Annotated in this window: 20 protein-coding genes; 12 read left to right on the top strand and 8 right to left on the bottom strand. The window is 69.8% G+C overall.

Translation table 11 applies throughout. The annotated features are described in order from the left end of the window. Positions 1-90 precede the first annotated feature (90 nt). The gene (gene dmeF / locus M3U25_RS05740) at positions 91-1,212 is read left to right on the top strand and encodes a CDF family Co(II)/Ni(II) efflux transporter DmeF (RefSeq protein ID WP_355497619.1); all 1,122 of its coding nucleotides are present in this window, start codon (positions 91-93) and stop codon (positions 1,210-1,212) included. A 46-nt stretch (positions 1,213-1,258) separates the two neighbouring features. On the opposite strand, the gene lolA is transcribed toward dmeF, so the two are convergent. From lolA to M3U25_RS05725, 3 genes are all read right to left on the bottom strand, one after another. Continuing rightward, on the bottom strand, positions 1,259-1,885 hold the full coding sequence (gene lolA, locus M3U25_RS05735) for an outer membrane lipoprotein chaperone LolA (protein ID WP_355497622.1): 627 nt from the start codon (positions 1,883-1,885) through the stop codon (positions 1,259-1,261). An 86-nt stretch (positions 1,886-1,971) separates the two neighbouring features. Continuing rightward, positions 1,972-3,912 (bottom strand): DUF3857 domain-containing protein, encoded by a 1,941-nt coding sequence (locus M3U25_RS05730; protein WP_355497755.1) that lies wholly within the window; start codon positions 3,910-3,912, stop codon positions 1,972-1,974. Between the two features lie 53 nt (positions 3,913-3,965). Next, positions 3,966-6,323, bottom strand: coding sequence for a DNA translocase FtsK 4TM domain-containing protein (locus M3U25_RS05725; protein ID WP_355497625.1), 2,358 nt, complete (start codon positions 6,321-6,323; stop codon positions 3,966-3,968). 287 nt (positions 6,324-6,610) lie between these two features. Between M3U25_RS05725 and trxB the strand changes: the two genes are divergently transcribed. The 4 genes from trxB (at position 6,611) to infA (ending at position 9,889) form a co-directional block, all read left to right on the top strand. Further along, entirely contained in the window at positions 6,611-7,579 is a 969-nt protein-coding gene (trxB, locus tag M3U25_RS05720) for a thioredoxin-disulfide reductase (RefSeq protein ID WP_010341722.1), read from the top strand. A 114-nt stretch (positions 7,580-7,693) separates the two neighbouring features. Continuing rightward, on the top strand, positions 7,694-8,818 hold the full coding sequence (locus M3U25_RS05715) for a GNAT family N-acetyltransferase (protein WP_355497630.1): 1,125 nt from the start codon (positions 7,694-7,696) through the stop codon (positions 8,816-8,818). A gap of 22 nt (positions 8,819-8,840) precedes the next feature. Further along, entirely contained in the window at positions 8,841-9,578 is a 738-nt protein-coding gene (gene aat / locus M3U25_RS05710; RefSeq protein ID WP_355497633.1) for a leucyl/phenylalanyl-tRNA--protein transferase, read from the top strand. 92 nt (positions 9,579-9,670) lie between these two features. After that, positions 9,671-9,889, top strand: coding sequence for a translation initiation factor IF-1 (infA, locus tag M3U25_RS05705; RefSeq protein WP_004425677.1), 219 nt, complete (start codon positions 9,671-9,673; stop codon positions 9,887-9,889). A 126-nt stretch (positions 9,890-10,015) separates the two neighbouring features. On the opposite strand, the gene clpA is transcribed toward infA, so the two are convergent. Together clpA and clpS are read right to left on the bottom strand one after the other, a co-directional pair. Then, complete coding sequence (clpA, locus tag M3U25_RS05700) at positions 10,016-12,298, bottom strand: ATP-dependent Clp protease ATP-binding subunit ClpA (RefSeq protein ID WP_160947208.1); 2,283 nt, start codon at positions 12,296-12,298, stop codon at positions 10,016-10,018. A 124-nt stretch (positions 12,299-12,422) separates the two neighbouring features. Further along, positions 12,423-12,743, bottom strand: a complete 321-nt coding sequence (gene clpS / locus M3U25_RS05695; RefSeq protein ID WP_019796528.1) for an ATP-dependent Clp protease adapter ClpS — start codon at positions 12,741-12,743, stop codon at positions 12,423-12,425. Positions 12,744-12,819: 76 nt separating this feature from the next. Between clpS and M3U25_RS05690 the strand changes: the two genes are divergently transcribed. The 6 genes from M3U25_RS05690 (at position 12,820) to M3U25_RS05665 (ending at position 17,314) form a co-directional block, all read left to right on the top strand. Continuing rightward, entirely contained in the window at positions 12,820-13,323 is a 504-nt protein-coding gene (locus tag M3U25_RS05690) for a hypothetical protein (protein ID WP_160947207.1), read from the top strand. After that, positions 13,323-13,781: an NUDIX hydrolase gene (locus tag M3U25_RS05685; protein WP_355497643.1), complete on the top strand. Its 459-nt coding sequence runs from the start codon at positions 13,323-13,325 to the stop codon at positions 13,779-13,781. Before M3U25_RS05690 ends, M3U25_RS05685 begins: the two co-directional genes overlap by 1 nt. Then, entirely contained in the window at positions 13,778-14,920 is a 1,143-nt protein-coding gene (gene mnmA / locus M3U25_RS05680) for a tRNA 2-thiouridine(34) synthase MnmA (protein ID WP_355497646.1), read from the top strand. The genes M3U25_RS05685 and mnmA overlap by 4 nt, the downstream gene beginning before the upstream one ends. Further along, entirely contained in the window at positions 14,917-15,531 is a 615-nt protein-coding gene (hflD, locus tag M3U25_RS05675; RefSeq protein WP_355497649.1) for a high frequency lysogenization protein HflD, read from the top strand. Before mnmA ends, hflD begins: the two co-directional genes overlap by 4 nt. A 161-nt stretch (positions 15,532-15,692) precedes the next feature. Then, complete coding sequence (locus tag M3U25_RS05670; RefSeq protein WP_160947203.1) at positions 15,693-16,883, top strand: methyl-accepting chemotaxis protein; 1,191 nt, start codon at positions 15,693-15,695, stop codon at positions 16,881-16,883. A 131-nt stretch (positions 16,884-17,014) separates the two neighbouring features. Further along, positions 17,015-17,314, top strand: a complete 300-nt coding sequence (locus tag M3U25_RS05665; RefSeq protein WP_263390827.1) for a hypothetical protein — start codon at positions 17,015-17,017, stop codon at positions 17,312-17,314. 763 nt (positions 17,315-18,077) lie between these two features. Here M3U25_RS05665 and M3U25_RS05660 read toward each other — a convergent pair. The 3 genes from M3U25_RS05660 to M3U25_RS05650 form a co-directional block, all read right to left on the bottom strand. Beyond that, positions 18,078-19,397, bottom strand: a complete 1,320-nt coding sequence (locus tag M3U25_RS05660) for a nitrate/sulfonate/bicarbonate ABC transporter ATP-binding protein (protein ID WP_355497658.1) — start codon at positions 19,395-19,397, stop codon at positions 18,078-18,080. Between the two features lie 16 nt (positions 19,398-19,413). Then, positions 19,414-21,171, bottom strand: a complete 1,758-nt coding sequence (locus tag M3U25_RS05655; protein ID WP_355497661.1) for an ABC transporter permease subunit — start codon at positions 21,169-21,171, stop codon at positions 19,414-19,416. 520 nt (positions 21,172-21,691) lie between these two features. Continuing rightward, on the bottom strand, positions 21,692-24,481 hold the full coding sequence (locus M3U25_RS05650; RefSeq protein ID WP_355497663.1) for an EAL domain-containing protein: 2,790 nt from the start codon (positions 24,479-24,481) through the stop codon (positions 21,692-21,694). A gap of 163 nt (positions 24,482-24,644) precedes the next feature. On the opposite strand from M3U25_RS05650, the gene M3U25_RS05645 reads away from it, so the two are divergent. Then, positions 24,645-26,747 (top strand): PAS domain S-box protein, encoded by a 2,103-nt coding sequence (locus M3U25_RS05645; RefSeq protein ID WP_355497664.1) that lies wholly within the window; start codon positions 24,645-24,647, stop codon positions 26,745-26,747. The last annotated feature ends 4 nt before the right edge of the window (positions 26,748-26,751 follow it).

The following is a 26,751-nucleotide window of genomic DNA, read 5'->3' as shown; positions in this document are numbered from 1 at the left end:
GCTGCCGGCGTGCCCGGCGCCGCAGGCCCGCGTGGCGCCAATGCGAGCGCTAGAATCGCGACGCCTCCACCGCACGGCCGCCCCCCCGCCATGAGCCACCACGACACCCTGGACGCGTTCACCCATCAGCACGACTTCCTCGGCACGCGCCACGAGCGCAACGCGCGCCGCACCTGGTCGGTGGTGGCGCTGACCGCCGCGATGATGGGCGTGGAGATCGTCGCCGGCTGGTGGACCGGCTCGATGGCGCTGCTGGCCGACGGTCTGCACATGGCCACCCACGCCGGCGCGCTGTCGCTGGCCGGCTTCGCCTACTGGTTCGCGCGGCGGCACCGGCACAATCCGCGCTTCACCTTCGGCACCGGCAAGGTCGGCGACCTGGCCGGCTTCTCCAGCGCGTTGATCCTGGCGCTGATCGCGCTGGGCATCGGCGTGGAGTCGGCGCTGCGCCTGGCGCAGCCGGTGCACATCGCCTACGACGAGGCCCTGTGGATCGCGGCACTGGGCCTGCTGGTGAACCTTCTCAGCGCCTGGATGCTGGGCGCCGACCACCATCATGATCATGGGCACGGGCACGGGCACGGGCACGGCCATAGTCACGGCCATCATCACGAACACGGCCATGCCCATGCCACGCATCGGCATGACGACCATGCGCACGCGCACCACGATGGGCATGAACACGATCACGCGCACGGTCACGACCATCACCACCCCCGCGATCACCACGGGCACGCACACGCCCACGTCGCGCCCGCGCAGGCCGCCAGCCACGACCGCCACGCGCACGCCGACCACAACCTGCGCTCGGCCTACATGCACGTGCTGGCCGACGCGCTGACCTCGGTGATGGCGATCGCCGCCCTGCTGCTGGCCAAGTACCTGGGCTGGACCTGGACCGATGCGTTGATGGGCATCGTCGGCGCCATCGTCATCGCGCGGTGGTCGCTGGCGCTGCTGCGCGACACCGGCGCGGTGCTGCTCGACGCCTCGGCGCCGGCGGCGCTGCAGGCGCAGATCCGCGACCGCCTGCAGCAGGACGACGAACGCATCGCCGACCTGCACGTGTGGCGGGTCGGCCCCGGCCAGCACGCGGCGATCGTGTCGCTGGTGACCCACCGGCCGCGGCCGGCGGCGTTCTACCACGCGCGCCTGCAGGGCGTGGCCACCCTGGGCCACGTCAGCATCGAAGTGCAGACCTGCCCGGAATGACCGGGAAGACCGCCGCGCACCGAGACGGCGCGCGGCGGCAGCCGGCTCAGCGGTCGCCGACCACGTCCACGTCCTTGTCCGGGACGTAGCGGAAGGTGCCGGTGGCGAAGGCCGGATTGCGCTTCCAGTCGCTGAAGCTGATCTCGGTGCGCTGGCCGACCGGATCCACCACTTCCATGCGCGCCAGGCCGTTGCGGTCGAAGCCGAGCTTGGCCATCTGGAAGCTGGCCTCGGTGTCCACCTTCGGCGTCATGGTCAGCCACTGCAGCCCGTCGCGGGCCACCGCTTCCTCGCTGACGTCGTACTGGCGGTCGAGCTTGCCCGGGTCGATCAGCGCGGTCAGCGGGCTGTTCTGTTCCTCGCTGCCCTGCGTGCGCACCGTGGCCTGCTTCAGGTCCGGGTCGTACACCCAGACCTTGCTGCCGTCGGCGACGATCAGCTGGGTATAGGGCTTGCGGTACTCCCAGCGGAACAGGCGCGGCGCCGACAGCGCAACGCGGCCGCTGGAGCTTTCCTTCAGCGTGCCCTTGCCGTCGTAGACCTTCTGCGCGAACTGGCCGTCCAGGCCCTTCAGCCCGCGGGTGAAGGCAGTGAGGTCCTCGCGGGCGCCGGCGAAGGCGGAGCCGGCCAGCAGCGCGGTGGCGAGGACGGTGTAGCGGAGTGTGCGAAGCATGCGGATGGATTTCCGGATGGAGTGTGGGAAGTGTGACGCGGCACGCCTGAATAGGCGATCAGAGGACGTCGCCGGCCGAGCCAGGCCTACGGCCCGGTCTGCATCCGGCTCAGGTCGCCGTACAGGATCTGCCCGCGGAAGCCGCGCCGCACCTGCTGGTACAGCTCGCGGAATGCGGCGTAGTCCTGCGGCTGGCACAGCGCCGCCGGGCCGTGGATCGCGCGCCGGTGCAGCGTGTGCGTGGCGGTGACGGTCTGCCCGTCGCGCACCCAGGTCGCGGCGTATTCGCCAGCGGCATTGCGGAAATGGGTGTCGGCCGGGATCGCGATGATCGGCACGCTGTCGGGGAAGGTCAGCCGGTAGGTCTCGCTGCGCGCGTTGTCATTGCAGTAGAACGGGGTCAGATTGCGCTCGGCCGAGGCGGTGCTGTAGACCCCGCGCACCGAATCGGCGCCGGGCATCAGCGGCAGGCTCATGCCGCCGACCACGCCGAAGTCCACGTAGTCGTGCGCGCGGAAGCGGTAGGCGTAGCCGAACGGCCGGCGCAGGTCCTGCGGCGCGCCCTGCAGCAGCAACTCGCCGCTGCCGTCGAAGCCGGAGGCGGCGAGGATCGATTCCTCGATGCGGGTGCGGTTCTGCGCGTTGAGCTGCACGAACATCGTGCGCAGGCCGACCTCGCCGACATCGCCGCTGTCCAGGCGGGTGATGCCGCTCAGGCTGCCGTCGGCGGCGAAGCGATAGTCGGTCTCGACCAGGTAGCGGTTGCGCTTGGCATCGTCCGGCGGCGTGCGCGCCAGGGTGCCGTCGGCGGTGTGCAGCACCGGCGCGCCGAGGTCGCCGGCCGGCAACTGGCCGAAGCGCGCGTACGGGCTGGTGGAGTCCACGTACAGCTTGAACTCGGGCAGATAGGTGATGGCGTGGTTGAACCGGCCCAGCACCGGCACCTCGGGCAGGGTCGGTCCGCCCTGCGCGCCGATCAGTACCGGCGTGCTGGCGATGCCCTTGGCCGCCAGCAGCGCTTCCAGCACCACGGTGTGGTCCTTGCAGTCGCCGTAGTGGTTGTCGAGGATGCTGTCGGCGCTGTTCGGCTGCAGCCCGCCGTTGCCCAGGTACACCGCCACGTAGCGGATGTTGCGCGCCACCCATTCGTACAGCGCCGCGGCCTGTGCGCGGCGATCGCTGATGCCGGCGGTGATCTGCTCGGCGCGGGCGCGCACCTTGGGCGTGACCTGCGCAGCGGCGGCGCTGCTGTGCTGGTAGGCCTGGGCCATCTGCGCCCAGCGGCGGAAGCTGCTGGCCATGATGGTCGGGCTGAATTCCCAGGTCGCCGCCGACCAGTTCTGGCTCTTCATCGGCTCGCGGCGGCTGTAGTGCCACTGCCAGCGCGCCTGCTCGCCGTCGATCTGCGGCGTGTTGCTGCCCTGCACGCCGCGCGTGTACAGGTGCATCTGCAGGCGCCGCGGCGCCACCAGGGTCACCGTGGCGTCGTCGTACTGGGAGAACACGCTGAAGGTCTCCCACAGGCTGAAGTAGCCGGGGAAGTACGGCACGTTCTGGGTGCGCCGCACCCGGTACACCAGGCGCGCGCCGGGCATCAGGTTGGGAAACACCACCACCTTGACCTTGCGGTCGGCGTACATCGCCGCTGCCGCGCTGGAATAACTTTCCTGGGTGTAGATCTTGTCGGCCGGCACGTCGTGGCGCAGCCCGTCCGGGGTCAGCGTGTAGGCGGCCAGCACCTCCAGCGTCTCCAGCTTCTCGCTGTAGCTCAGGCGCACCTGGCTGAACTGGTCGACGCCGGCCTTGGTCTTGAGCAGCAGTTCGACCTCGTCAGTCTCCACGCTGGTGGCGTCCTCGCGCACCTCGTAGTCGGCGCGGTAGCGCACGTAGCTGTAGTTGTTGCTGACCACCGGTGCGGCCGCGGCCGGCTGGTCGGTGTCGCGCTCCGCGGTCGGCGCCGGTTGCGCCGTGGCGAGGCCGGCCAGCGCCAGCAGCGCCGAGCCGAGCAACCATCGCACCGCGCGCAGTGGCGCCGGTCCACGCAGGCGCCGGCCATGGCCGGCGGAGGGCGCGGTACGGCTCACTTCGGCGGCGGCGGCGCCAGCACGCTGCGGTCGCCGTTGTGTTCGGGCGGGCTGACCACCCCGGCGGCTTCCATCGCCTCGATCAGCCGCGCGGCGCGGTTGTAGCCGATCTTCAACCGCCGCTGTACGCCGGAAATCGAGGCGCGGCGGGTCTCGGTGACGATGCGCAGGGCCTCGTCGTACAGCGGGTCGGATTCGTCGCCGCCACCGCCGCCGGCTTCGGGCAGGCCGGTGGCGCCGATCACGGTGCCGTCGCCCATGGTCTGCACCTCGTCGAGCACGCCCTCGATGTAGTCGGCCGGGCCGCTGGCCTTGAGGTGCTCCACCACGCGGTGCACTTCCTCGTCGCTGACGAAGGCGCCGTGCACGCGGTCCGGCATCGCCGTGCCCGGCGGCAGGTACAGCATGTCGCCATGGCCCAGCAGGGTCTCGGCGCCGGACTGGTCGAGGATGGTGCGCGAGTCGATCTTGGAACTGACCTGGAAGGCGATGCGGGTCGGGATGTTGGCCTTGATCAGGCCGGTGATCACGTCCACCGACGGACGCTGGGTGGCCAGGATCAGGTGGATGCCGGCCGCGCGGGCCTTCTGCGCCAGGCGCGCGATCAGTTCTTCGACCTTCTTGCCGACGATCATCATCATGTCGGCGAATTCGTCGATGAAGATGACGATGAACGGCAGCGTGTCCAGCGGCCGCGGCGCCTCGGCCAGGTCCGGGTTGGGCTTGAACAGCGGGTCCATCAGCGGCTGCCCGGCGTCCTGCGCATCCTTGACCTTCTTGTTGAAGCCGGCCAGGTTGCGCACGCCGACCGCGCTCATCAGCTTGTAGCGGCGCTCCATTTCCGCCACGCACCAGCGCAGGCCGTTGGCGGCCTCCTTCATGTCGGTGACCACCGGCGCCAGCAGATGCGGGATGCCCTGGTAGACGCTCAGTTCGAGCATCTTCGGGTCGATCATCAGCATCCGCAGGTCCTTGGCCGAGGCCTTGTACAGCAGGCTCAACACCATCGCGTTGACCGCCACCGACTTGCCCGAGCCGGTCGTACCGGCGACCAGCAAATGCGGCATGCGCGCCAGGTCGGCCACGGTCGGACGCCCGGCGATGTCCTTGCCCAGGGCCAGGGTCAGCGGGCTGGCCGACTTGTCGTATTCCTTGGAGCGCAGCAGTTCGCTGAGATAGATCATCTCGCGGCTGACGTTGGGGATCTCCAGGCCGATCACCGACTTGCCCGGGATCACGTCGACCACGCGCACCGACTTCACCGACAGGCCGCGGGCGATGTCCTTGTCCAGCGAACTGATCTGGCTGACCTTGATGCCCGGCGCCGGCTCGATCTCGAAGCGGGTGATGACCGGACCGGGATAGGCGCCGACCACCTGCGCCTCGATGCGGAAGTCCTTGAGCTTGAACTCGATCTGCCGCGACAGGGTTTCCAGGGTCTCCTCGGAATAGCCCTTGGCCTGCGGCTTGGGGTCGTCCAGCAGCGCCAGCGGCGGCACCCCGGAGGGGTCGCTGCCGGTGCCGTGGAACAGCGGGATCTGCTGCTCGCGCTTGGCGCGCTCGCTCTTCTCCACCACCGGCGCCGGCGGCGGCTCGATCTTGACCGGCTCGCGCTTGGCGCGCTGCACCGCGTCGACCTTGCGCACTTCCTCGCGTTCCTCGCGCATGGCGCGGGTCTGCTGCCATTCGTTGGCCTGCTGGGTGCCGCGTCGGGCCAGCGCCGGCAGGGTCATCACCGCCTTGCCGATGCGCTCCATCACCGCGAACCAGGACAGCCCGGTGGCCAGGGTCACCGACACCAGCAGCAGCACCAGCACGAACAGGTTGGCGCCGAGCGCGCCGAAGCCGGCGCCCAGCGAACTACCGACCAGCTTGCCGAGGATGCCGCCGGCGCCGGCCACGTCGCCGGCGAACAGGCGCAGGTGCAGCAGCCCGGTGGCGGCGATCAGGAAGCCGACGATGCCGACCAGGCGCAGCGCCGGGCCGAGGTCGGCCTCGCCGTCGCCGTCCTGGTCCATGCCGAACAGCGCGATCCAGGAGATCGCGCCGATCACCACCGGCAGCAGGAAGGCCACGTAGCCGAACAGTTGCAGCAGCACGTCGGCGATCCAGGCGCCGAACTTGCCGCCCATGTTGTGCACCGGCGCGACCACGCTGCCGGTATGCGACCAGCCCGGATCGGTGGCCGAATAGGTCGCCAGGCTGGCCAGCAGGTACAGCAGCAGCGGCGCGATCGCGATCAGCGCCAGATCGCGCCACAGCTTCTGCCGGCGTGGGTTGGGCGCGGCGCCCTGCTTGCGTGCCGCCGCATTGGCGCCCTGGGATTTGCCGCGTTCCGGAACCTGCTTCGCCACGCTATGACCAGACCTTAGAAATGCATCGTTAGTGATTGATAATAAACGACTCGCCTTTGCATTTCAGCAGGCGCTACCTGAATCGTCCGGTCTCGCGCCGCTGTGCCGCGGCGGCGCCTGCTGGCAGCATGCACTGGCGTGCCGCGGAGGCCGTCGGTCGCGACGGGCCGCAGCGTTTCCGCCACGCGGCTTGATTCGTTCCAGGCCGGCCGCCACTCTATGCGCCTTCGCCGGAACCCGCGCAATGCCGCGTTTCCGCCGCCATTTCACCCTGTTCGCGAGTATACATGAGCCCCTCTGCCGCCAATTCCGCCAAGCATTCCCGCCTGCTGATCCTGGGCTCCGGCCCGGCCGGCTGGACCGCCGCGGTCTACGCCGCGCGCGCCAATCTCAAGCCCGTGGTGATCACCGGCCTGCAGCAGGGCGGCCAGCTGATGACCACCACCGAGGTCGACAACTGGCCCGGCGACCCCCACGGCCTGATGGGCCCGGACCTGATGGCGCGCATGCAGGCGCATGCCGAGCGCTTCGAGACCGAGGTGATCTTCGACCACATCCACACCGCCGACCTGTCGCAGCGCCCGTTCCGGCTCAGCGGCGACAGCGGCGACTACACCTGCGACGCGCTGATCATCGCCACCGGCGCCACCGCCAAGTACCTGGGCATTCCCTCGGAAGAGGCGTTCAAGGGCCGCGGCGTGTCCGCCTGCGCCACCTGCGACGGCTTCTTCTACAAGGACCAGGACGTGGTCGTGGTCGGCGGCGGCAACACCGCCGTGGAAGAGGCGCTGTACCTGTCCAACATCGCCCGCAAGGTCTACCTGGTGCATCGCCGCGACACCCTGCGCGCGGAAAAGATCATGCAGGACAAGCTGTTCGCCAAGGTGGCCGCCGGCAAGATCGAGACCGTCTGGCACCACCAGGTGGACGAGGTGCTGGGCAACGAGGCCGGCGTCACCGGCGTGCGGGTCAAGTCGGTGCAGGACGGCAGCACCCGCGACCTGGAGGCGCACGGCTTCTTCGTCGCCATCGGCCATCACCCGAACACCCAGCTGTTCGACGGCCAGTTGGCGATGCACAACGGCTACCTGGAGATCCGCTCCGGCCTGGGCGGCGCCGCCACCGAGACCTCGGTGCCGGGCGTGTTCGCCGCCGGCGACGTGGCCGACCAGCACTACCGCCAGGCGATCACCTCGGCCGGCTTCGGCTGCATGGCCGCGCTGGACGCCGAGCGCTATCTGGACAAGGGTGCCTGAGTCCGCGCACGTTCTGAGCTGCCGGCCCTGGGCCGGCAATCGCCGCGCGCCGGCAAGCGCGCGCGCCGACGCAACCGGCGGTCGGCGCGCTCTTCTGCTGCGGTGGCCGGGGCGATGAGCCGGATCCGCTGGCTGCGCCGGCTCGACACCGTCGCCGCTGCCGACTGGGACGTGCTGCACGACGGCCGCAATCCGTTCGTCGCCCACGCCTTCCTGGCCGGGCTGGAGCAGCATGGCTGCCTGCGCCCGGACTGGGGCTGGAGCCCGCTGCATCTCAGCGTCTGGGACGGCGAGACGCTGGTCGCGGCCGCGCCCGGGTACCTGAAAAGCAACTCGCATGGCGAATTCGTGTTCGACCACGCCTGGGCGCATGCCTACGCGCGCTACGGCCAGGACTACTTCCCCAAGTGGCTGTGCGCGGTGCCCTACTCGCCGGTGACCGGGCCGCGGCTGCTGGCGCGCGACCCGGCCGCCCGACAGGAGTTGCTGGCGGCCATGCAGGCGCCCGCCGAAAGCACCGGCCTGTCCTCGGCCCACGTCAACTTCCACCGCGCCGAGGAGGACGCCGCGTTCGGCGCCGATTGGCTGGAGCGCAACGACGTGCAGTACCAGTGGCACAACGAGGCCGGCTGGGCCGGCTTCGACGACTACCTGGGCGCGATGGACCACAAGCACCGCAAGAACATCCGCCAGGAGCGGGCCAAGGTGCAGCGCGCCGGCATCGGCTTCCGCGTACTGCACGGCGACGAGGCCAGCGCTGCCGACCTGGAGGCGATGTATGGGTTCTACCTGCGCACCTTCGACGACTACGGCAATTCGCCGGCGCTGACCCTGGACTTCTTCGCGCATCTTGCGCGAACGATGCCGCGCAACCTGCTGATCTTCCTGGCCATGCATGAAGGTGTGCCGGTCGCCGGCGCGTTCTGCCTGCGCGGCGGCGACACCTTGTACGGCCGCTACTGGGGCGGCGAGCCCCTGCCCGGCCTGCACTTCGAGACCTGCTACTACCAGGGCATCGACTATTGCCTGCGCGAGGGCCTGACCCGCTTCGAGCCGGGTGCGCAGGGCCAGCACAAGATCGCCCGCGGCTTCCTGCCGCGGCTGGTGCGCAGCCGTCACTGGATTGCCGACCCCGGCTTCCGCGTGCCCCTGGCCGAGTGGTGCGCGCAGGAGCGTGCCGAGGTCCGCCAGCACGCGGCGGCGCTGCAGCGCCATTCGCCGTTCCGCCACGACGCCTGAGGCATCGACTAGGCTTCCGGCGATGCGTCGTCTCCCTGCCCTGCTCGCGGCCGATCCCGCCGCCCCGTTCCCGCCGCCGTCCAGCGCCCTGCGCGAACCGGATGGCCTGCTCGCGGTCGGCGGCGACCTGTCGCCGATCCGCCTGCTCACGGCCTATGCGCAGGGCATCTTCCCCTGGTATTCCGATGGCGAGCCGATCCTGTGGTGGAGCCCGGACCCGCGCACCGTGTTCCGCAGCGACGGGGTGCGCCTGTCCTCGCGCTTCCGCCGCAGCCTGCGGCGCTCGCCGTGGACGGTGCGCGCCGATACCGCCTTCGCCCAGGTCATCGACGCCTGCGCGCAACTCCCGCGCCGCGGCCAGGACGGCACCTGGATCACCGCACCGATGCGCGCGGCCTACCTGGCCCTGCACCAGGCCGGCCACGCGCATTCGGTGGAGGTGTTCGACGGCAGCGACCTGGTCGGCGGCATCTATGGGGTGACGCGCGGGCACATGTTCTTCGGCGAGAGCATGTTCAGCGCCCGCAGCGGCGGCTCCAAGGTGGCGCTGGCGGCGCTGGCGCGGCGCCTGCACGGCTGGGGCTGGCCGCTGATCGATGCGCAGGTGGAGAACGCCCACCTGCTCAGCCTCGGCGCCGAGCGCTGGCCGCGTGCCCGCTTCCTGGAGGCCATCGCCCCGTTGGTGGCGGCGCCCGCCGAGACCGGGTCGTGGACGTCGCGATTCGGGTCGCTGGCGGCGCTGGAACTGGCCCAGGGCTGAGCGGGATTAACGCAAACTTTGCATGGCGCGGCCCAGGCGAGTAAAATCCTCGCTCTTCAGGCCTTTGGCCGTTCCGAATCGCACAGGATTACATGTCGAAAGACGACTCCATCGAATTCGAAGGCACCGTCAGCGAGACGTTGCCCAATACCACGTTCCGGGTCAAGCTGGAAAACGGGCACGAAATCATCGCCCACATCTCCGGCCGCATGCGCAAGAACTACATCCGCATCCTGACCGGCGACCGGGTGAAGGTCGAAATGACCCCGTACGACCTGACCAAGGGTCGCATCACCTACCGCATGAAGTAATCCGCCACGGGCGGACATGAAGAAGGCGGCCAATGGCCGCCTTTCGCGTCTGCAACGATGGAACGACGGTGACCTCGCCAGGCGGCTGCAGCCTCTGCAGCCGCCTTTCGTCGTGCCTGCCCGGCCTCAGTCCACCGTCGCCGGCAGCAGGCGCTCCGGCTCGGCCTGGGTCTCCACCACCAGCTCGCCGTCGCGCACGTCGATGGTGACGCGGCCGCCGTTGACCAGCTTGCCGAACAGCAACTCGTCGGCCAGCGGGCGCTTGACCTTGTCCTGGATCACCCGCGCCATCGGCCGCGCGCCCATCAGCGGGTCGAAGCCGTGCTGGGCCAGCCAGTCGCGGGCGGTCGGAGTCGCCGACAGCGACACGTGCTTCTCCTGCAGCAACATCTCCAGCTCGATCACGAACTTGTCGACCACGCGCAGGATGTGGCTGAAGGCCAGCGGCTGGAACTGCACCACCGCGTCCAGGCGGTTGCGGAACTCCGGGGTGAAGCTGCGGCGGATGATCTCCATCGCATCGGTGGAGTGGTCCTGCTGGGTGAAGCCGATCGAGCGCCGCGAGGCCTGGGTGGCGCCGGCATTGGTGGTCATCACCAGGATCACGTTCTTGAAGTTCGCCTCGCGTCCGTTGGTATCGGTGAGCACGCCGCGGTCCATGACCTGCAACAGGATGTTGAAGATGTCCGGATGCGCCTTCTCCACCTCGTCCAGCAGCAGCACGCAGTGCGGGGTCTTGACGATCTTCTCGGTCAGCAGGCCGCCCTGGTCGAAGCCGACGTAGCCAGGAGGCGCGCCGATCAGGCGGCTGATCGAATGCGGCTCCATGTATTCGGACATGTCGAAGCGCACCAGTTCGATGCCCAACTGCAGCGCCAACTGCTTGGTGACCTCGGTCTTGCCCACGCCGGTGGGGCCAGCGAACAGGAAGTTGCCGATCGGCTTCTCCGGATTGGCCAGGCCCGAGCGCGCCAGCTTGATCGACGAGGACAGCGTCTCGATCGCCGGATCCTGGCCGAAGATCACCATCTTCAGGTTGCGCTCCAGGTGCTGCAGCACGTCCTTGTCGGTGGCGCTGACCTGCTTGGCCGGGATCCGCGCCATCTTGGCGACGATGGTCTCGATCTCCTCGATGTCGATCAGTTCCTTGCGCTGACCTTCCGGCAGCAGCCGCTGGCGCGCACCGGCCTCGTCGATCACGTCGATCGCCTTGTCCGGCAGCAGCCGGTCGCCGATGTGCTTGACCGACAGGTCCACCGCCGCCTGCAGCGCGTCGTCGGCATAGGTCACGCCGTGGTGCGCCTCGTACTTGGGCTTGAGACCCTGCAGGATCTCGAAAGTCTCGCCCACGGTCGGCTCGACGATGTCGATCTTCTGGAAGCGCCGCGCCAGGGCGCGGTCCTTCTCGAAGATGCCGCGATATTCCTGGAACGTGGTCGAACCGATGCAGCGCAACTCGCCCGAGGACAGCGCCGGCTTGATCAGGTTGGACGCGTCCATGGTGCCGCCGGAGGCGGAACCGGCGCCGATGATGGTGTGGATCTCGTCGATGAACAGCACCGCGTTGGGCACCTTCTTCAGCGAGGTCAGCACGCCCTTCAGGCGCTTCTCGAAGTCGCCGCGGTACTTGGTGCCGGCGACCAGCGCGCCCAGGTCGAGCGAGAAGATCACCGCGTCGGCCAGCACCTGGGGCACGCTGCCCTCGACGATGCGCTTGGCCAAGCCCTCGGCGATGGCGGTCTTGCCGACGCCGGCCTCGCCCACGTACAGCGGGTTGTTCTTGCGGCGGCGGCACAGCACCTGGATGGTGCGCTCGATCTCGTCGCCGCGGCCCACCAGCGGGTCGATGCGGCCGTTGCGGGCCTGCTCGTTCAAATTGGTGGCGTATTCGGCCAGGGCGTCGCCCTTCGGCTCGCCCTCGCCCGCCTCGCCCTTGGGCTCGCCGTCGGCCGGGGCCGCGTGTTCGCCGTCCTCGCCCATCTTGGCGATGCCGTGGGACAGGTAGTTGACGATGTCCAGGCGGGTGATGTCCTGCTGGTTCAGGAAATACACCGCGTGCGAGTCCTTCTCGCCGAAGATCGCCACCAGCACGTTCGCGCCGCTGACCTCCTTCTTGCCCGAGGATTGCACGTGGTAGACCGCCCGCTGCAGCACCCGCTGGAAGCCCAGGGTGGGCTGGGTGTCGCGGCCGTCGTCGTCGGCCAGGCGCGCCACCGAGGCTTCGATGGCCTGTTCCAGGTCGCTGCGCAGGCGGTCGACATCGGCGCCGCAGGCCTTGAGCACGGCCTGGGCGGAGGGATTGTCGAGCAGCGCCAACAGCAGGTGTTCCACCGTCATGAACTCATGACGGGCTTCCCGGGCGCGCTTGTAGCACTGGCCGATGGTCTGCTCGAGATCTTTGCTGAACATGGTGCACTCCGACGTCTGTTGCCAACGATATGTGGCTTGAGCTGCGAGATTTCCACAACCCTATCGGATCAGTGTGTTCAGACCGCGTTAGTCCGGGCAGACCGGGAGCCGACGCCTCCCACTATCAGGCTTTTTCCATCGTGCACAACAGGGGGTGCTGGTTCATCCGCGAGAACTCGTTCACCTGAGCCACCTTGGATTCAGCCACCTCGCGGGTATACACCCCACAGACGCCGCGGCCGCGGGTATGTACGTGCAGCATTACCTGGGTGGCGCGCTCCAGGTCCAGGGAGAAGAACTGCTGCAGGACGGTCACCACGAAGTCCATCGGGGTGTAGTCATCGTTCAGCAGCAGCACCTGATACATCGGCGGTCGGGCGATTTCCGGCTTGCCGGTCTCCACCATAACGCCATGATCGTGCTCGGGGGAATTCTTGCGGGGCATCTGCCCATTATATACGGGGGCCGCCGGCCCGGATTGGACGATCGCCGGCCCTGCCCGCACAATTCCCCTCCTTTCGATGGCGCTTCGCATGCATTCGACGATGTTCCCCAAGCTTCCGCTGTTCGCCGCGCTGCTCGCCGCCGCCATGCCGGCGGCCGCCACGCCGCCGGATGCGGCGCTGGGCAAGCGCTTGCAGGCGCTGGGCTACGACGCGCAGGCCGACGAGGACGGCGACTACCAGGTGCTGTTCGGCCTGCGCGAGAACGGCGGCGAGCGCAAGCAGCTCACCTACGTGCGCTCGCCGGTGGAGACCTTCGGTAGCTACCGCATCCGCGAGGTGTGGTCGCCGGCCTACCAGGCGCAGGGCGACAGCCTGCCCGCCAAGGTCGCCAACCGGCTGTTGGAGGACGCGCAGTCCGACATCCTCGGCGGCTGGGTGCGCCAGGGCGGCACCGCGGTGTTCGTGGTCAAGATCCCCGCCGATGCCGACGATGCGGCGCTGCGCGAGGCGCTGGAGGCGGCCGCACGCGGCGCCGACGCGATGGACGCCGAACTCAATGGCGGCAAGGACCTGTTCTGATGACGGCAACCACCGAACCCTGGCAGCCGGATGTGACCGTGGCCACGGTAGTGGTGCGCGACGGGCGCCTGCTGCAGGTCGAGGAAGCGATCGCCGGTGCGCTGGTGCTGAACCAGCCGGCCGGCCACCTGGAACCGGACGAGAGCCTGATCGAGGCCGCGGTGCGCGAGACGCTGGAGGAAACCGGCTGGCAGGTGCAGCCGACCGCCTTCATCGGCGCCTACCAGTGGAAGGCCGACAACGGCCGCCACTACCTGCGCTTCGCCTTTGCCGCCGACCCGGTCGCGCACGATCCGCAGCGGCCGCTGGACACCGGCATCGTGCGGGCGCTGTGGATGACCCCGGCCGAGCTGGAGGCCGCCGCGCCGCGCTGGCGCAGCCCGCTGGTGTGGCAGGTGGTGGCAGACTACCTGGCCGGGCGCCGCTACCCGCTGGACCTGTTGCGGCAGGTGGCATGAGCGGCGCAGCGGTCATGGTCGGGGTCTCCGGCGGCGTGGATTCGTCGGTGGCGGCCTGGCAACTGGTCCAGCAGGGCGCGGCGGTGTCCGGCCTGTTCATGCAGAACTGGGCCGACGACGGCAGCGGCGACTGCCGCGCCGACGACGACCGCCGCGATGCGGTGGCGGTGTGCGGCCGGCTCGGCATCCCGTTCCATTTCCGCGATTTTTCGCAGGAGTACTGGCAAGGGGTGTTCGCGCACTTCCTGGCCGAGTACGCCGCCGGGCGCACGCCCAACCCGGACGTGCTGTGCAACCGCGAGGTCAAGTTCAAGCATTTCCTGGACGCTGCGCGCGAGCTCGGCGCCGAGCGCATCGCCACCGGCCACTATGCGCGGGTGGACAGCGTCGGTGGCCGCTGGCGGCTGCTGCGCGGGCTGGACCGCAACAAGGACCAGAGCTACTTCCTGCACCAGCTTGGCCAGGCGCAACTGGCCGCGACCCTGTTCCCGGTCGGCGAGCTGCCCAAGGAGCAGGTGCGCCGCATCGCCCGCGAGGCCGGCCTGCCGACCCACGCCAAGAAGGACTCCACCGGCATCTGCTTCATCGGCGAACGGGATTTCCGCGAATTCCTGGGCCGGTACCTGCCGGCGCGGCGCGGCGAGATCCGCGACCCGCACGAGCAGGTCGTGGCCGAGCATCCGGGCGTGTTCTACTTCACCCTGGGCCAGCGCGAGGGCCTGAACATCGGCGGGGTGCGCGGCCGCGCCGCGGCGCCGTGGTACGTGGTCGGCAAGGACGTCGCCCGCAACGTGCTGTACGTCGACCAGGACCGCGACAGCCCCTACCTGATGGCCAACCGGCTGCAGTCCGAGATCGCCCACTGGATCGCCGGCGCGCCGCCGGCACGGCGCTTCGACTGCACCGCACAGACCCGCTACCGCCAGGCCGACGAACCGTGCACGGTCGAGGTCGGCGACGACGGCACCCTGTCGGTCCGCTTCGCACGCCCGCAGCGCGCCGTCACCCCCGGCCAATCGCTGGTGCTGTACCAGGGCGAGGAATGCCTGGGCGGCGCCGTGATCGCCACCACCGATGCACCGCTGGAGCGCCGCCTGGCGCAGCAGGCCCCCGCCGTACACGAGGACACCATTCGATGACCGATTCCATGGACGCGCGCATGCTGGCGCTGGCGGGCGTGGCCCAGGCCCTGCAGCAGGTGCGGCGCATCGCCGAGACCGGCCAGTCGGAGGCGTCGCTGGTGCGCACCCTGCTCGACAGCGTGTTCCGCATCGATGCGCCCAGCCCCGAAGCGGTCTACGGCCGCCGTGCCGACCTGGCGCCGGGCCTGCGCCTGCTGCACAACTACTTCCGCAACCAGGGCCAGGACGAGGTGCTGCCGCGGCTGGCACTGGCGGTGATCCAGCTTGAACGGCGCTTCGCCGGCGATGCCGAGACCGACGCCAAGGTCGACGCCGGCCTCGCCCGGATCGCACCGCTGGTGGAGCGCCATGGCGACAGCACCCACCCGGAGGTGATCGCGGCGCTGGGCCAGCTCTATGCCGACACCATCAGCCACCTGCGCCCGCGGGTGATGGTGCAAGGCAACCCGCATTACCTGGGCCAGGCGGGAGTGGTGGCGGAGATCCGTGCGCTGCTGCTGGCGGCGGTGCGCGCGGCGGTGTTGTGGCGGCAGATGGGCGGCAGCCTGTGGGACTTCCTGTTGGCCAAGCGGCGCATGCGCGAGACCGTGGACCGCGCGCTGCGCTGAGCCTCTCGGGCGCTGGCGCGGGGGCGGCAGCGCCCCGCCCGCGGCCGTTCTGCGACGTCGATCGTACGAATGTCGGCAGGTTTCGATGATCCGCTCACTGCGTTGCTAAAGACCCGGGGGGGACGGCCGATACAGCAATCGTGAATCTGCCGAGAACTTCCATGTACTCACGCCTCCTGATCCGTCTGGCCGCCCCGCTCGCCCTGACGCTGCTGTTCCCCATCGCCGCCGGTTTCGATTGGCCGGCCCCGGTCCGTTGGGCCATCCTCACCACGATGACGCTGAGCTGGCTCGGTTTCGCCGGCTGGACCGCGTACAGCCAGACCCGGCGCTCGCCGGAGCAGGCCAAGGTCATGCGCGAGCAGGACCACCTGCTGACCGAGCTGCGCAGCTTCGTCGGCAACGAGATCGAGGGCTCCCGCTCCGAGATCGAACGTGCCCGCGAACTGATCCGCCAGGCGGTCAGCGGCCTGGGCGGCAGCTTCGAGGCGATGAACCGCAAGTCGCGGCAGCAAAGCGTGGCGCTGGCCCGCATCGTCGACCGCGCCGGCGAAGACGGCGGTGCCGGCGTGGACGTGGCCCGCTTCGCCCAGCATGCCAGCCAGCGCATGGAGCAGCTGGTGGAGGCGCTGGAGCAGGTCAGCGGCCAGAGCAGCACCACGGTGCACTACATCGACGACATGTCCCAGCACCTGGACGGCATCTTCGCCCTGCTGGAGGACGTCAAGTCGATCGCCGACCAGACCAACCTGCTGGCGCTGAACGCGGCGATCGAAGCGGCGCGCGCCGGTGAGGCGGGCCGCGGCTTCGCGGTGGTGGCCGACGAGGTGCGCAACCTCTCCGAGCGCTCGACCACCTTCAACGAGCAGATCCGCAAGCTGGCGCACAGCTCCAAGGACGCCATCGCCAAGGTCCGCGAGACGGTCTCGAACATGGCCTCGCGCGACATGGACCGCTCCCGCGAGGCGCGGGCCGAAGCCGCGGCGATGCTGGACAACGTGGCCGCGATCAACCACTCGCTGGGCGACGGCATGCGCGAGATCTCCGAGTGCGGCCGCGCCATCGACAGCAGCGTCGCCGAAGCGGTGCGCGCCCTGCAGTTCGAGGACATCGCGACCCAGGCTCTGGGCGGCGTGCACACCCACCTGGACCGCCTGACCGCGATCAACCGCGAGGCCGTGGCGCTGCAGGAACTGCTGCACCGCAATGGCGGCGTGTTCGATCACGAACTGATCGACGCCCTGCAGCGGGTCGGCAACCGTCTGCGCGACATGCGCACCGAGTGGGAGCGTCCGCCGCACAAGCCGGTGGCGCAGCAGAGCATGGGCGCCGGCACGGTCGAGCTGTTCTAAAGCCCGCCTTGTCGTCCTCCGTGCCATGAACCGACGAGTCCCCGGCCCCTGCCGGGGCTTGTCGTCTCTGCCCTTCCCGTCCGGCCCCGTCGATGTCGATGCCTCTCCAGTCCCTGTCCCGAGTTGCGGCCATGTCCTGCGATGAAAGCAGCAGCGCCCACGCGCCCTCGTCCGAGCCGGTGACGGACACTGGCCTCCGGCCGGTGGCCGCGCCGCGCCAACCCGGCCACGCACTGCGGCGGCTGGAGACGCTGGCCCAGGCCGAACTGCGGCAGTTGCTGATCGCGCGCGCCCCGGCACCACAGGACGCGCGCATCGCCGACCCGATCTGGGCCGGCCTGGCCTGGGACATGGGCCTGAACGGCAGCGCGGTGGCGGCCGCCGGCACGCCGGCGCCACCGGTGCACTTTCCGCTCTACGACGGCGACTGAGCGGGATCGCGGCGGCCGCGCCGGTACCGAGCGAAGCTTGCTGTGGCAGTGGGTTCAGGGCACCGCCAGAGAGTGACCCGGTAGAGCGTGACCCGGCCTCATCTCCCTCGATTTCGTTTGGTGCAGGAGGCCGATCAATCAATGCACACTTCGCGGCCGCAGGAGCGGCTTCAGCCGCGACAGGCGGTATCGGGAATGCCCCGTCGCGGCTGAAGCCGCTCCTACGCGGGCACGGCGGAACTTGCCGACCTTGGCAAAGGCCGCGATGCGCGGCGTTTTTCAAACGTGACAAGCGAGCGACACGTGCCCGGCCGGCCGCATGCAGTCGGGACTGAAGTCCCTCCCACACCTTGCGATCAGATCCCGGCATCGGTGATGCGAGAGCGGATTCGGTGGCGAGATGCGACACATCGACCAGCACGCCATTACGCATCGCAAAAAGCCAGCGAGCACGGCATCCAGTCGCGCCGCTGGAGCCATTCCGCGATCTGGAGCGTCCGGTCGCTGCAAAGCATCACGGTGGGAGCGACTTCAGTCGCGACGCATGACGCCGTCCGGTGACATTGATGTTCCTGCAGTCGGGACTGAAGTCCCTCCCACACGCTGCCTTGCGTGTGGGGACAGCACGCTATGACGCCGTGCCATTCGCCGCCGCCGGCTGCCGGGAATCCCCGATGGCGGCAGCCAAGCCACAGCTCCTGCTATGTTCGGCCTCGGGTCGCGGCTGACGCCGCTCCTACGCAACGCCTACACCGCCTCCCGGTCAGCTCGGATTTTCCAGCGAGAACAGATCCGCCTGCTTGTCGTAGGCGAAGTACTCGGCGTAGCGCGCCCAACTGGTGACCGCCTGCACCGTCTCCGCCGCATAGCTCTCGGACATGTGGTCTTCCAGCTCGTCGCGGAAACGGCGTGCCGGCGCGTGATGCGCCGGACGTTCGTCGAGTACGCGGCGGATGTGCGCCGCCAGCGGCACGTAGGTGGCCAGGTGCTGGGCGAACAGTTGCTTGCGCGCGTCGGTGCCCAGTTCGGCGAAGCGCTGCCCGGCCGGCGTCAGTTGCAGGTCGCCCTGCTCGAACACGGCGAAGCGCAGCAGTTGCAGGGTCTCGGCGATCGGGAACAGTTCGTCCACCTCCAACTGCAGGCCAGCGGCCAGCGGCGGCAGGTCGGCGCGGCCGTGGTACGGCTCGGCCGCCACGGCTTCGATCAGGCCGGCCAGCAGGTTGCTCGAGACGCGCGGCAACACCATGGCGATGCCGCTGCCCGGGAACACGCCTTCGCGGGTCTGCGGCCGCTGCGGGCTGGCGGTCATGCGTGCGTAGATGTCGTCGACCAATGCACGGAACGCCGGCGCCAGGCGGTTGCGCGGCTGCGGCAGGGTCACCTCGATCTCGCCGATCACCCGCCCCGGATTGGCGCCGAAGATGACGATGCGGTCGCACATCAGCACCGCTTCTTCGATGTTGTGGGTGACCATCAGGATCGATTCGATCGGCATGCGCCCTTCCGACCACAGGTCCAGCAGGTCGGTGCGCAGGGTCTCGGCGGTCAGCACGTCCAGCGCGGAGAACGGCTCGTCCATCAGCAGCAGCTTCGGCCGCACCACCAGCGCCCGCGCCAGGCCCACGCGCTGGCGCATGCCGCCGGACAGTTCCTTCGGGTAGGCGCCTTCGTAGCCGTCCAGGCCGATCAGGTCGATCGCCGCCAGGGCACGCTGGCGGCGCTCGTCGGCAGCCACCCCGCGCGCCTCCAGGCCCACTTCCACGTTCTGCAGCACGGTCAGCCACGGAAACAGGGCGAAGCTCTGGAACACCATGGCGATGTCGTCGGCCACCTGGCCCGGCGCGGCATCGCGGAACACGATGCTGCCGGCGCTGGGCTGCAGCAGCCCGGCGATGGCGCGCAGCAGGGTCGACTTGCCCGAGCCGGAGCGCCCGAGCAGGCCCACGATCTGCCCCGAGTGCAGGGTCAGGTCGACATCCTCCAGCACCACCAGCGGCGTCGCCCCACCCTTGTCGTAGCTCTTGCGCACGCCCTGCACGCGGACCAGCGGGGCGCGCTCGGGCACGCTTGCGGAATAGCTCATGGTCGGTCTCCAGGAATCAGTCGAAACGCAGGCGGCGTTCGGCGAAGACGTACAGGCGTCGCCAGACCGCGCGGTTGAAGAGGGTCACGAACAGCGACATCACCGCCACCCCGAGCAACACCCGCGGGCCATCGCCGACGGCGGTGGCGCGGGCGATGTAGGCGCCGAGGCCGTAGGCCTGTACCTGGGTGTGGCCCCAGCTGGCCAGCTCGGCGACGATGCTGGCGTTCCAGGAACCGCCGGAGGCGGTCAGCGCGCCGGTGATGTAGTACGGGAAGATGCCCGGCAGGATCACCCGCCGCCACCAGGTCCACGAGCGCAGGTGGTAGATGGTGGCCGCCTCGCGCAGATCGGTGGGGAACGCGCTGGCGCCGGCGATCACGTTGAACAGGATGTACCACTGGGTGCCGAGGATCATCAGCGGCGACAGCCAGATGTTGGGATCGGCGCCGGTGCTGACGATGGCCAGCACCGCGAACGGGAACAGCACGTTGGCCGGGAACGCGGCCAGGAACTGCGCCAGCGGCTGCACCCGCTGCGCCACCTTCGGGCGCAGCCCGATCCACACGCCGATCGGCACCCACACCACACTGGCCAGGGCAATCAGCACCACCACGCGCAGCAGCGTGGCCAGACCGCCACCGAAGGCCTCGGCCAGGTCGTGCAGGCCCAGGTGGCGACGGCCATAGTCGTAGGCGAACCAGGCCGCGGCCGCACCGGCCAGCGCCAGCGCCGCGCTCCACAACCGATCGCCCCACACGCCACTGCGGCCGGGTTCGCGCGTCGTCGCCACGGGCTGCGGCTTGCGCCGCGGCGCCCAGCGCACCAGCATGGCACGCTGCCAGACCCAGGCCAGCGGTGCGACCAGCCGCTTGGCCAGGCGCGTGCGCCGCAGCAGGTCGTACAGCCACGACTGCGGCTTGTCCTGCGAGGCGGTGAGCTCGGCGCGGAACTTGTCCGACCAGGCCACGATCGGGCGGAACAGCAACTGGTCGTACAGGGCGATCAGCACCGCCATCGCCACCACCGCCCAGCCGACCGCGGCGAAGTTGCGCTGGGCGATCGCCAGCGCCAGGTACGAGCCGATACCGGGCAGTTCCAGGGTGTGGTCGCCGACGCTGATCGCCTCGGAGGCGACCACGAAGAACCAGCCGCCGGACATGGACATCATCATGTTCCAGATCAGCGAGGGCGTGGCGTACGGCGCCTCCAGCCGCCAGAAGCGTTGCCAGGCGCTGAGCCCGAAGCCGCGCGCCACCTCGTCCAGGTCGCGTGGCACGTTGCGCAGCGACTGGTAGAACGAGAACGCCATGTTCCAGGCCTGGCTGGTGAAGATGGCGAAGATCGAGGCCAGCTCGGCGCCGATCTGGCGGCCGGGGAACAGGCCCAGGAAGAAGGTCACGGTGAAGGTGAGGAAGCCCAGCACCGGCACCGACTGCAGGATGTCCAGCGCCGGCACGATCACCCGTTCGGCGCGCCGGCTCTTGGCGGCCAGGGTCGCCACCACGAAGGTGAAGAGCAAGGAGGCGGCCATCGCCGCGAACATCCGCAAGGTGGTGCGCAGGCCGTACTCGGGCAACTGCCACAGATCCAGCGACACCGCGGCGGTGCCTGCCGGCGGCAGCGGTGCGCGCATGTCCGATGCGCCGTGCAGCAGCAGCGCGCCCAGACCCAGCAGCAGCGCGAACACCGCCAGATCGTGCAGGTTGGGCAGCACGCCGGGACGTGCGGCGAGCTGTCCGGGCGCGGAGCGGTCGCGGGCGAATGGCAGCATGGGAAGATCCGGCAGGAGCGGCAGGCGGCGCCGCAGGTAAAAGGACGCTGGCGCGGGTCGCGACGCGGACCGCCCAGTGTGACCGGGGAAGATGTACGCCGTGCGTCAGCCGCTGCCGGCCGCGCGGGCATGCACCGACTGAGCGGCGCACGCACGCCGTCGCCGCGCCACGCAATCGCGCAGCGGCGAACGAATCAGGGACGATGGCGATGGCAGGCGCATGGGCGGCTCCGACGATGGGAAACGCCAGGGGCTACGCTCGGAGTCCTCGCGGATCGGGCTTGCGCATTCTCGGAATCAAGGCCAGCCGCAAGAGGCTGGCGAACGATCCCGTCCTGAGCGGACGGGACCCATCTGGGACGACCCAGACCGTGGCGGTCCTGTCAGCTCTGTCGCTGCAGCGTCGGTCTAGGATGACTGTCCAAGGAAGGTGGCCTCTGGCCGGGAAACGATGGGCGCGCGCAGTATAGCCAGCTGCTGCGGCGCCGCAAGTCCGCGCGGCGCCCGCGGCGCCACGCATTCACTGCGCAGCCAGCACCAGCCGCGGATGGGTCGCCGGCGCCACCTGCTGGCGCGCGCGCAACCAGGCCGCCAGCTCGCGCGGCGGCAGCGGCCGCGAGTGCAGATAGCCCTGGATTTCGTCGCAGCCCTGCTCGCGCAGCAACGCCTCTTCCTGCACCGTCTCCACGCCCTCGGCCACCACCTGCATGCCCAACGCGTGGCCGAGTTGCACGATCGCCTGGGTGACCTTGGCGGTGCCGCTGTCGTGCAGCATGTCCTGCACGAAGCTGCGGTCGATCTTCAGCCGCTGCACCGGGAAGCGGTTGAGGTAATGCAGGTTGGAGAAGCCGGTACCGAAATCGTCCACCGCCAGCAGCACGCCTTCCTGCTCGAACAGTTCGAAGCAGCGGCGCAGCGACTCGCTGTCGCGGATCAGCGCCGACTCGGTCAGCTCCAGTTCCAGCCGCTTCGGCGACCAGCCGTTGCGCTGGCACAGTTCGATCACCCGCTCGGCGAAGCCGCGGTCGCGCAACTGCATCGCCGAGACGTTCACCGAGACGCGGTCGAAGCTCAGCCCCGCCGCATCCCAGGCCGCGGCCTGGCGGCAGGCCTCGCCGATCACCCAGTCGCCCAGCCGCACGATCTCGCCGCATTCCTCGGCGATCGGGATGAATTCGGCCGGATTGCAATGGCCGTGGCCGGGGCGATGCCAGCGCAGCAGCGCTTCCACCGCCGGCGCGCGCTCGCCCGCCGCATGCACCAGCGGCTGGTACACCAGCGAGAACTCCTCGCGGTCCAGCGCGCCATGCAGGGCGTGCTCGATCTCCAGGCGCCGCTGCGCGCGCAGCAGCACATCCTGGCTGTAGTAATGGCAGGTGTTGCGCCCGGATTCCTTGGCCGCGTACATGGCCGCATCGGCTGCGCGCAGCAGGCCATCGAAGTCCTGGCGGCCCTCCTCCATCAGCGCGATGCCGATGCTGGCGCCGATCTTGATCACGTTCTCGCCGCTGTGCAGCGGCTCGGCCAGCGCCGCGATCAGCTTGCGCGCCACGTGCCCGGCGTCGCCGGGCTCGGCCAGGTCGCGCAGCACCACCACGAATTCGTCGCCGCTGAAGCGGCCGAACAGGTCGCTGGTGCGCAGTTGCTGGTGCATGCGGGTGGCCGCGAGCTTCAGCAAGGCGTCGCCGGTGGCGTGACCGAAGGAATCGTTGATGCTCTTGAAGCCGTCCAGGTCGACGAACAGCATCGCCAGCGTGGTGCCGCGCTCCACCGCATCGTGCATCGCCTTCTCGGCCTGCTCGCGCAGCAGCTGCCGGTTCGGCAGGCCGGTCAGCAGGTCGTAGTGGGCCAGCAGTTCGATGCGCTCGCTGGCCTCGCGCTCGCGGGTGATGTCGCGGAACAGCACCACGAAGCGCGGCGGCAGGCCGTCGCGCTCGTCCAGTTCGATCAGTACCTGCACCCAGATGCGTTGCCCGGACGGGCGGTGGAAGCACAGGTCCAACTGCTCCGGCAGGCCGCCCTCGGCGATGCGCACCAGCGCCGACTCGAACGCATCGCGCGAGTCCTGGGTGTACAGCGCCAGCGCGTGGTCGAGATCGATGGCCTCCTTGCGCAGGCCATGGATGCGGTAGCACTCCTCGGTCCACTGCATGCGCCGGGTGCCGACCTCGATCTCGCAACCGCCGATCTTGCCCAGCGCCGAAACGCGGTTGAGCAGTTCGGTGCGCCAGCGGATCAGCGCGTCGGTCTGCCGCTGCTCGGTGATGTTCTGCACCTGGCCGAGCACGCGCTGGATGTGGCCGTCGGCCTCCACCTGCGGCTGCGCCCATACCCGCAGGTGCAGCGGCGACTCGCTGCCGCGCACCAGCTCGACCTCGAAATTGGCCGGCTTGGTCTCGCGCGCCATGCGTCGCCAGATCGAGATCAGTTGCGCCCGCGAATCGCGGCTGAGCAGACGCAGCCAGCCACGGCTGCTCGGCGCGCGTTGTTCGTCCAGGCCGGTCACGCGCAGGAACTCACGCGAGCACCACACCCGGTCGCCCAGCGGGTCCCAGGACCAGCTGCCCATGCGGGTCATGCGCTGCGCCTCGCGCAGCAGAGTCTGCTGGTCGCGCAGGCGTTGCTCGAGCAGCTTCTGCTCGTGGATGTCGGTGTGCGTGCCGATCATGCGCAGCGGGCTGCCGTCGGCGGTGCGCGCGACGATGCGGCCGCGGTCCAGGATCCAGTGCCACTGCCCGTCCTGCCGGCGCAGGCGGAACTCGCACATGTAGGTTTCGGTACGGCCCTCGAAATGCGAGCGGATCGCCTGGCGCAGGCGCTCCTGGTCGTCGCCGTGGACCAGCGGCAGCAGCGCGTTCAGGCCGTCGGCCGGGGCATCGCCGGCATAGCCGAGCATGCGTTTCCAGCGCTCGGAGCGGAAAATGGTGTCGCTGGGGATGTCCCAGTCCCACAGGCCGTGCTCGGCGCTGTCCAGGGCGATCTCCCAGCGGGTGGCGCCGTCGCTGCCGACCGGTTCGGGCACGCTGAGGGTGTAGGCCAGCAGCCCACCGCTGTCGTCGCGGACCGCGCGCAGCCAGCCGTCCAGGCGTCGCCCGGCGGTGCCCGGCAGGGCGCAGGCCAGCATGATCTCGCCGCCAAGCAGGCGCTCGCGGGCCGCACGCAACAGCTCGGCGTACGCCTCCACGGTGCGCGGCAGCTCCAGTGCCTGCGCTGCCCGGTTCGCCGCCAGCGGCCTGCCATCGGCGTCCAGCAGGACGAGCGCCGAGGTGAGCGGGTGCTGCAGCAAGCTTGCGATGACGCCTTGATCCACGCCGAGATACTCCGTTTCGCCGCCCTGAAGGCCAGCGGTCGAAGGTGATAACGGCACCCGGTGGCATTAATTGAGCGCCGGCGCCGCCCGGCGATGGGCCGCGGCGGTCATCAGCGGCTAAGATGTCTACCGGACACGGACCACCGCAGCAGGCTGCCGGGGCATGCAACCACAACGCGACAGTTCCCTGCCCCCTCAGGCGACCTCCGGCATGCGCCTGGCGCAACGCCTGGACCGCGGCATCTGGCGCGTGGTGCTGCTGTACGTCCTGCTGGGACTTGCGCTGTCGATCGGCAGCGATCTGGTTCTGGTGCATTTCGTAGACGATCCCGGCACGTTGATCGTCTTGCAGCTGGTCAACGACGCCCTGTTCCTGGCCCTGACCGCGGTCGCCCTGTACTACCTGCTGCGCCCGCTGGTGCGCGCCGCGGTGCAGGCGCACACCCGGCTGGCGCTGTCGGAGGCCGGCTACCGGCAGATGTTCCACGCCAATCCCAGCCCGATGCTGGTCTACGACCTGGAAAGCCTGCGCATCCTCGACGTGAACCCCGCCGCGGTCGCCTTCTTCGGCTGGTCGCACGACGAGTTCGTCGGCCTGGAACTGTCCCGGCTGTGGCCGCCCAGCGCCAGCGCCCGCCTGGCCGAGGTGATCGAGACGATCCGGCAGACCCCGTCCAAGACCTGCGTGGTGGCCGAGCCCCTGCGCCTGCGCGACGGAAGCCAGTGCATGGCCGAGGCGCGCAGCACCAGCCTGGACTACCACGGCCGGCAGGCGCGGCTGGTGGTGATCAGCGACCGCAGCGCCGAGTACGACGCGCAGCGCCGCCGCGACCTGGCCCTGCGACATCTGCAGGAGGCGCAGTCGATCGCGCGGCTGGGCTCCTGGCAGCTCGACCGGGCCAGCGGCCTGGGCAGCTATTCCGAGCAGGTCTACCGGATGCTCGGCCGGCGCGTGCCGGACCAGCCGCGCCAGCACCGCCTGGAAGAGCTGCTGGTGCCGCCCGACGTGCCGTCGCAGGCGCGCATCCAGCGGGTGATCGAGGACCTGTGCGGCAGCGCGCCGCTGCAACTGGACATGCTGCTGCCGGTGCTGGCCGCCGACGGCCAGGCGCGCATGCTGCATCTGCGCGCCGAATCGGCCGCCGACGACGCGGGCGGCGCCTGCGTGCACGGCACCCTGCAGGACGTGACCGAGCACGAGCGCTCGCGGCGCCTGCTGCACGAGCGCGAGGAGCAGTTCCGCGAACTGGTGCGGGTGCTGCCGGACGGTGTGGCGATCCTGCACCAGGAACACGTGCTGTACGCCAACGCCGCCTGCGCCGGGCAGTTCGGCTTCGAGGGCGAGAACCTGCTCGGCGAGCCGCTGCAGGGCCTGGTCGACAGCGCCGACCTGGCGCTGGTGCGGCAGCGGATGGGCGCGGCCGGCGCCAAGGGCGAGCGCGGCGCCACCGCGCGCATGTGCCGCCGCGACGGCTCGCTGTTCCACGCCGGGCTGTCGTTCGGCAACGTCCGCTACAGCGGGCGCGACTGCAAGCTGCTGATCGTGCGCGACCTCAGCGAACCGGAACGCATGCGCGATGCGCTGGCGCAGAGCAACCGCGAGCTGCAGGCGATGGCGCGGCGGCTGTTCTCGCTGCAGGAAGACGAGCGCCGCGCGATCTCGCGCGACCTGCACGACGACATCGGCCAGGCGATCACCGCGATGAAGCTGTCCGCGCACGCGGCACTGGACGAGACCGACGCCGAGCGCCGCCGCGAGGATCTGAGCGAGATCGTGCAGCTGGCCGACAGCAGCATCACCAAGCTGCGCAACCTCTCCACCCTGCTGCGGCCGCCGCAACTGGACGCGCTCGGCCTGGAGGCGGCGCTGCGCTGGCAGGCCGGCATGCTGTTCCGCGCCTCGCCGGTGCGCCTGCAACTGGACATCGCGCCCCTGCCCGAGCGGCCCAGCGGCGAGGTCGAACAGGCCTGTTTCCGCATCGCCCAGGAGAGCCTGACCAACGTGCTGCGCCATGCCAGCGCCGGCGAGGTGCGGATGACCCTGGGCGACGAGGAACGCCAGCGCCTACGCCTGGAAGTGGTCGACGATGGCGACGGCTTCGATCCGGCCGGGCCGCGCGGCCTGGGCCTGATCGTGATGCGCGAGCGCGCACAGAGCGCCGGCGGTACCCTGCAGATCGACACCGCGCCCGGCGCCGGCACCCGGGTGACGCTGTGCCTGCCCTACACCACCGCGGCACCGCCGTCGCCCCCTCCTGGAACCTGAGCCG

This window comes from Xanthomonas sp. PPL134, assembly GCF_040595915.1.
Classification (GTDB): Bacteria; Pseudomonadota; Gammaproteobacteria; order Xanthomonadales; family Xanthomonadaceae; genus Xanthomonas_A; species Xanthomonas_A indica.
The sequence above is the reverse complement of the archived record's forward strand: the minus strand, read 5'-3'. Positions and strand labels throughout refer to the sequence as shown.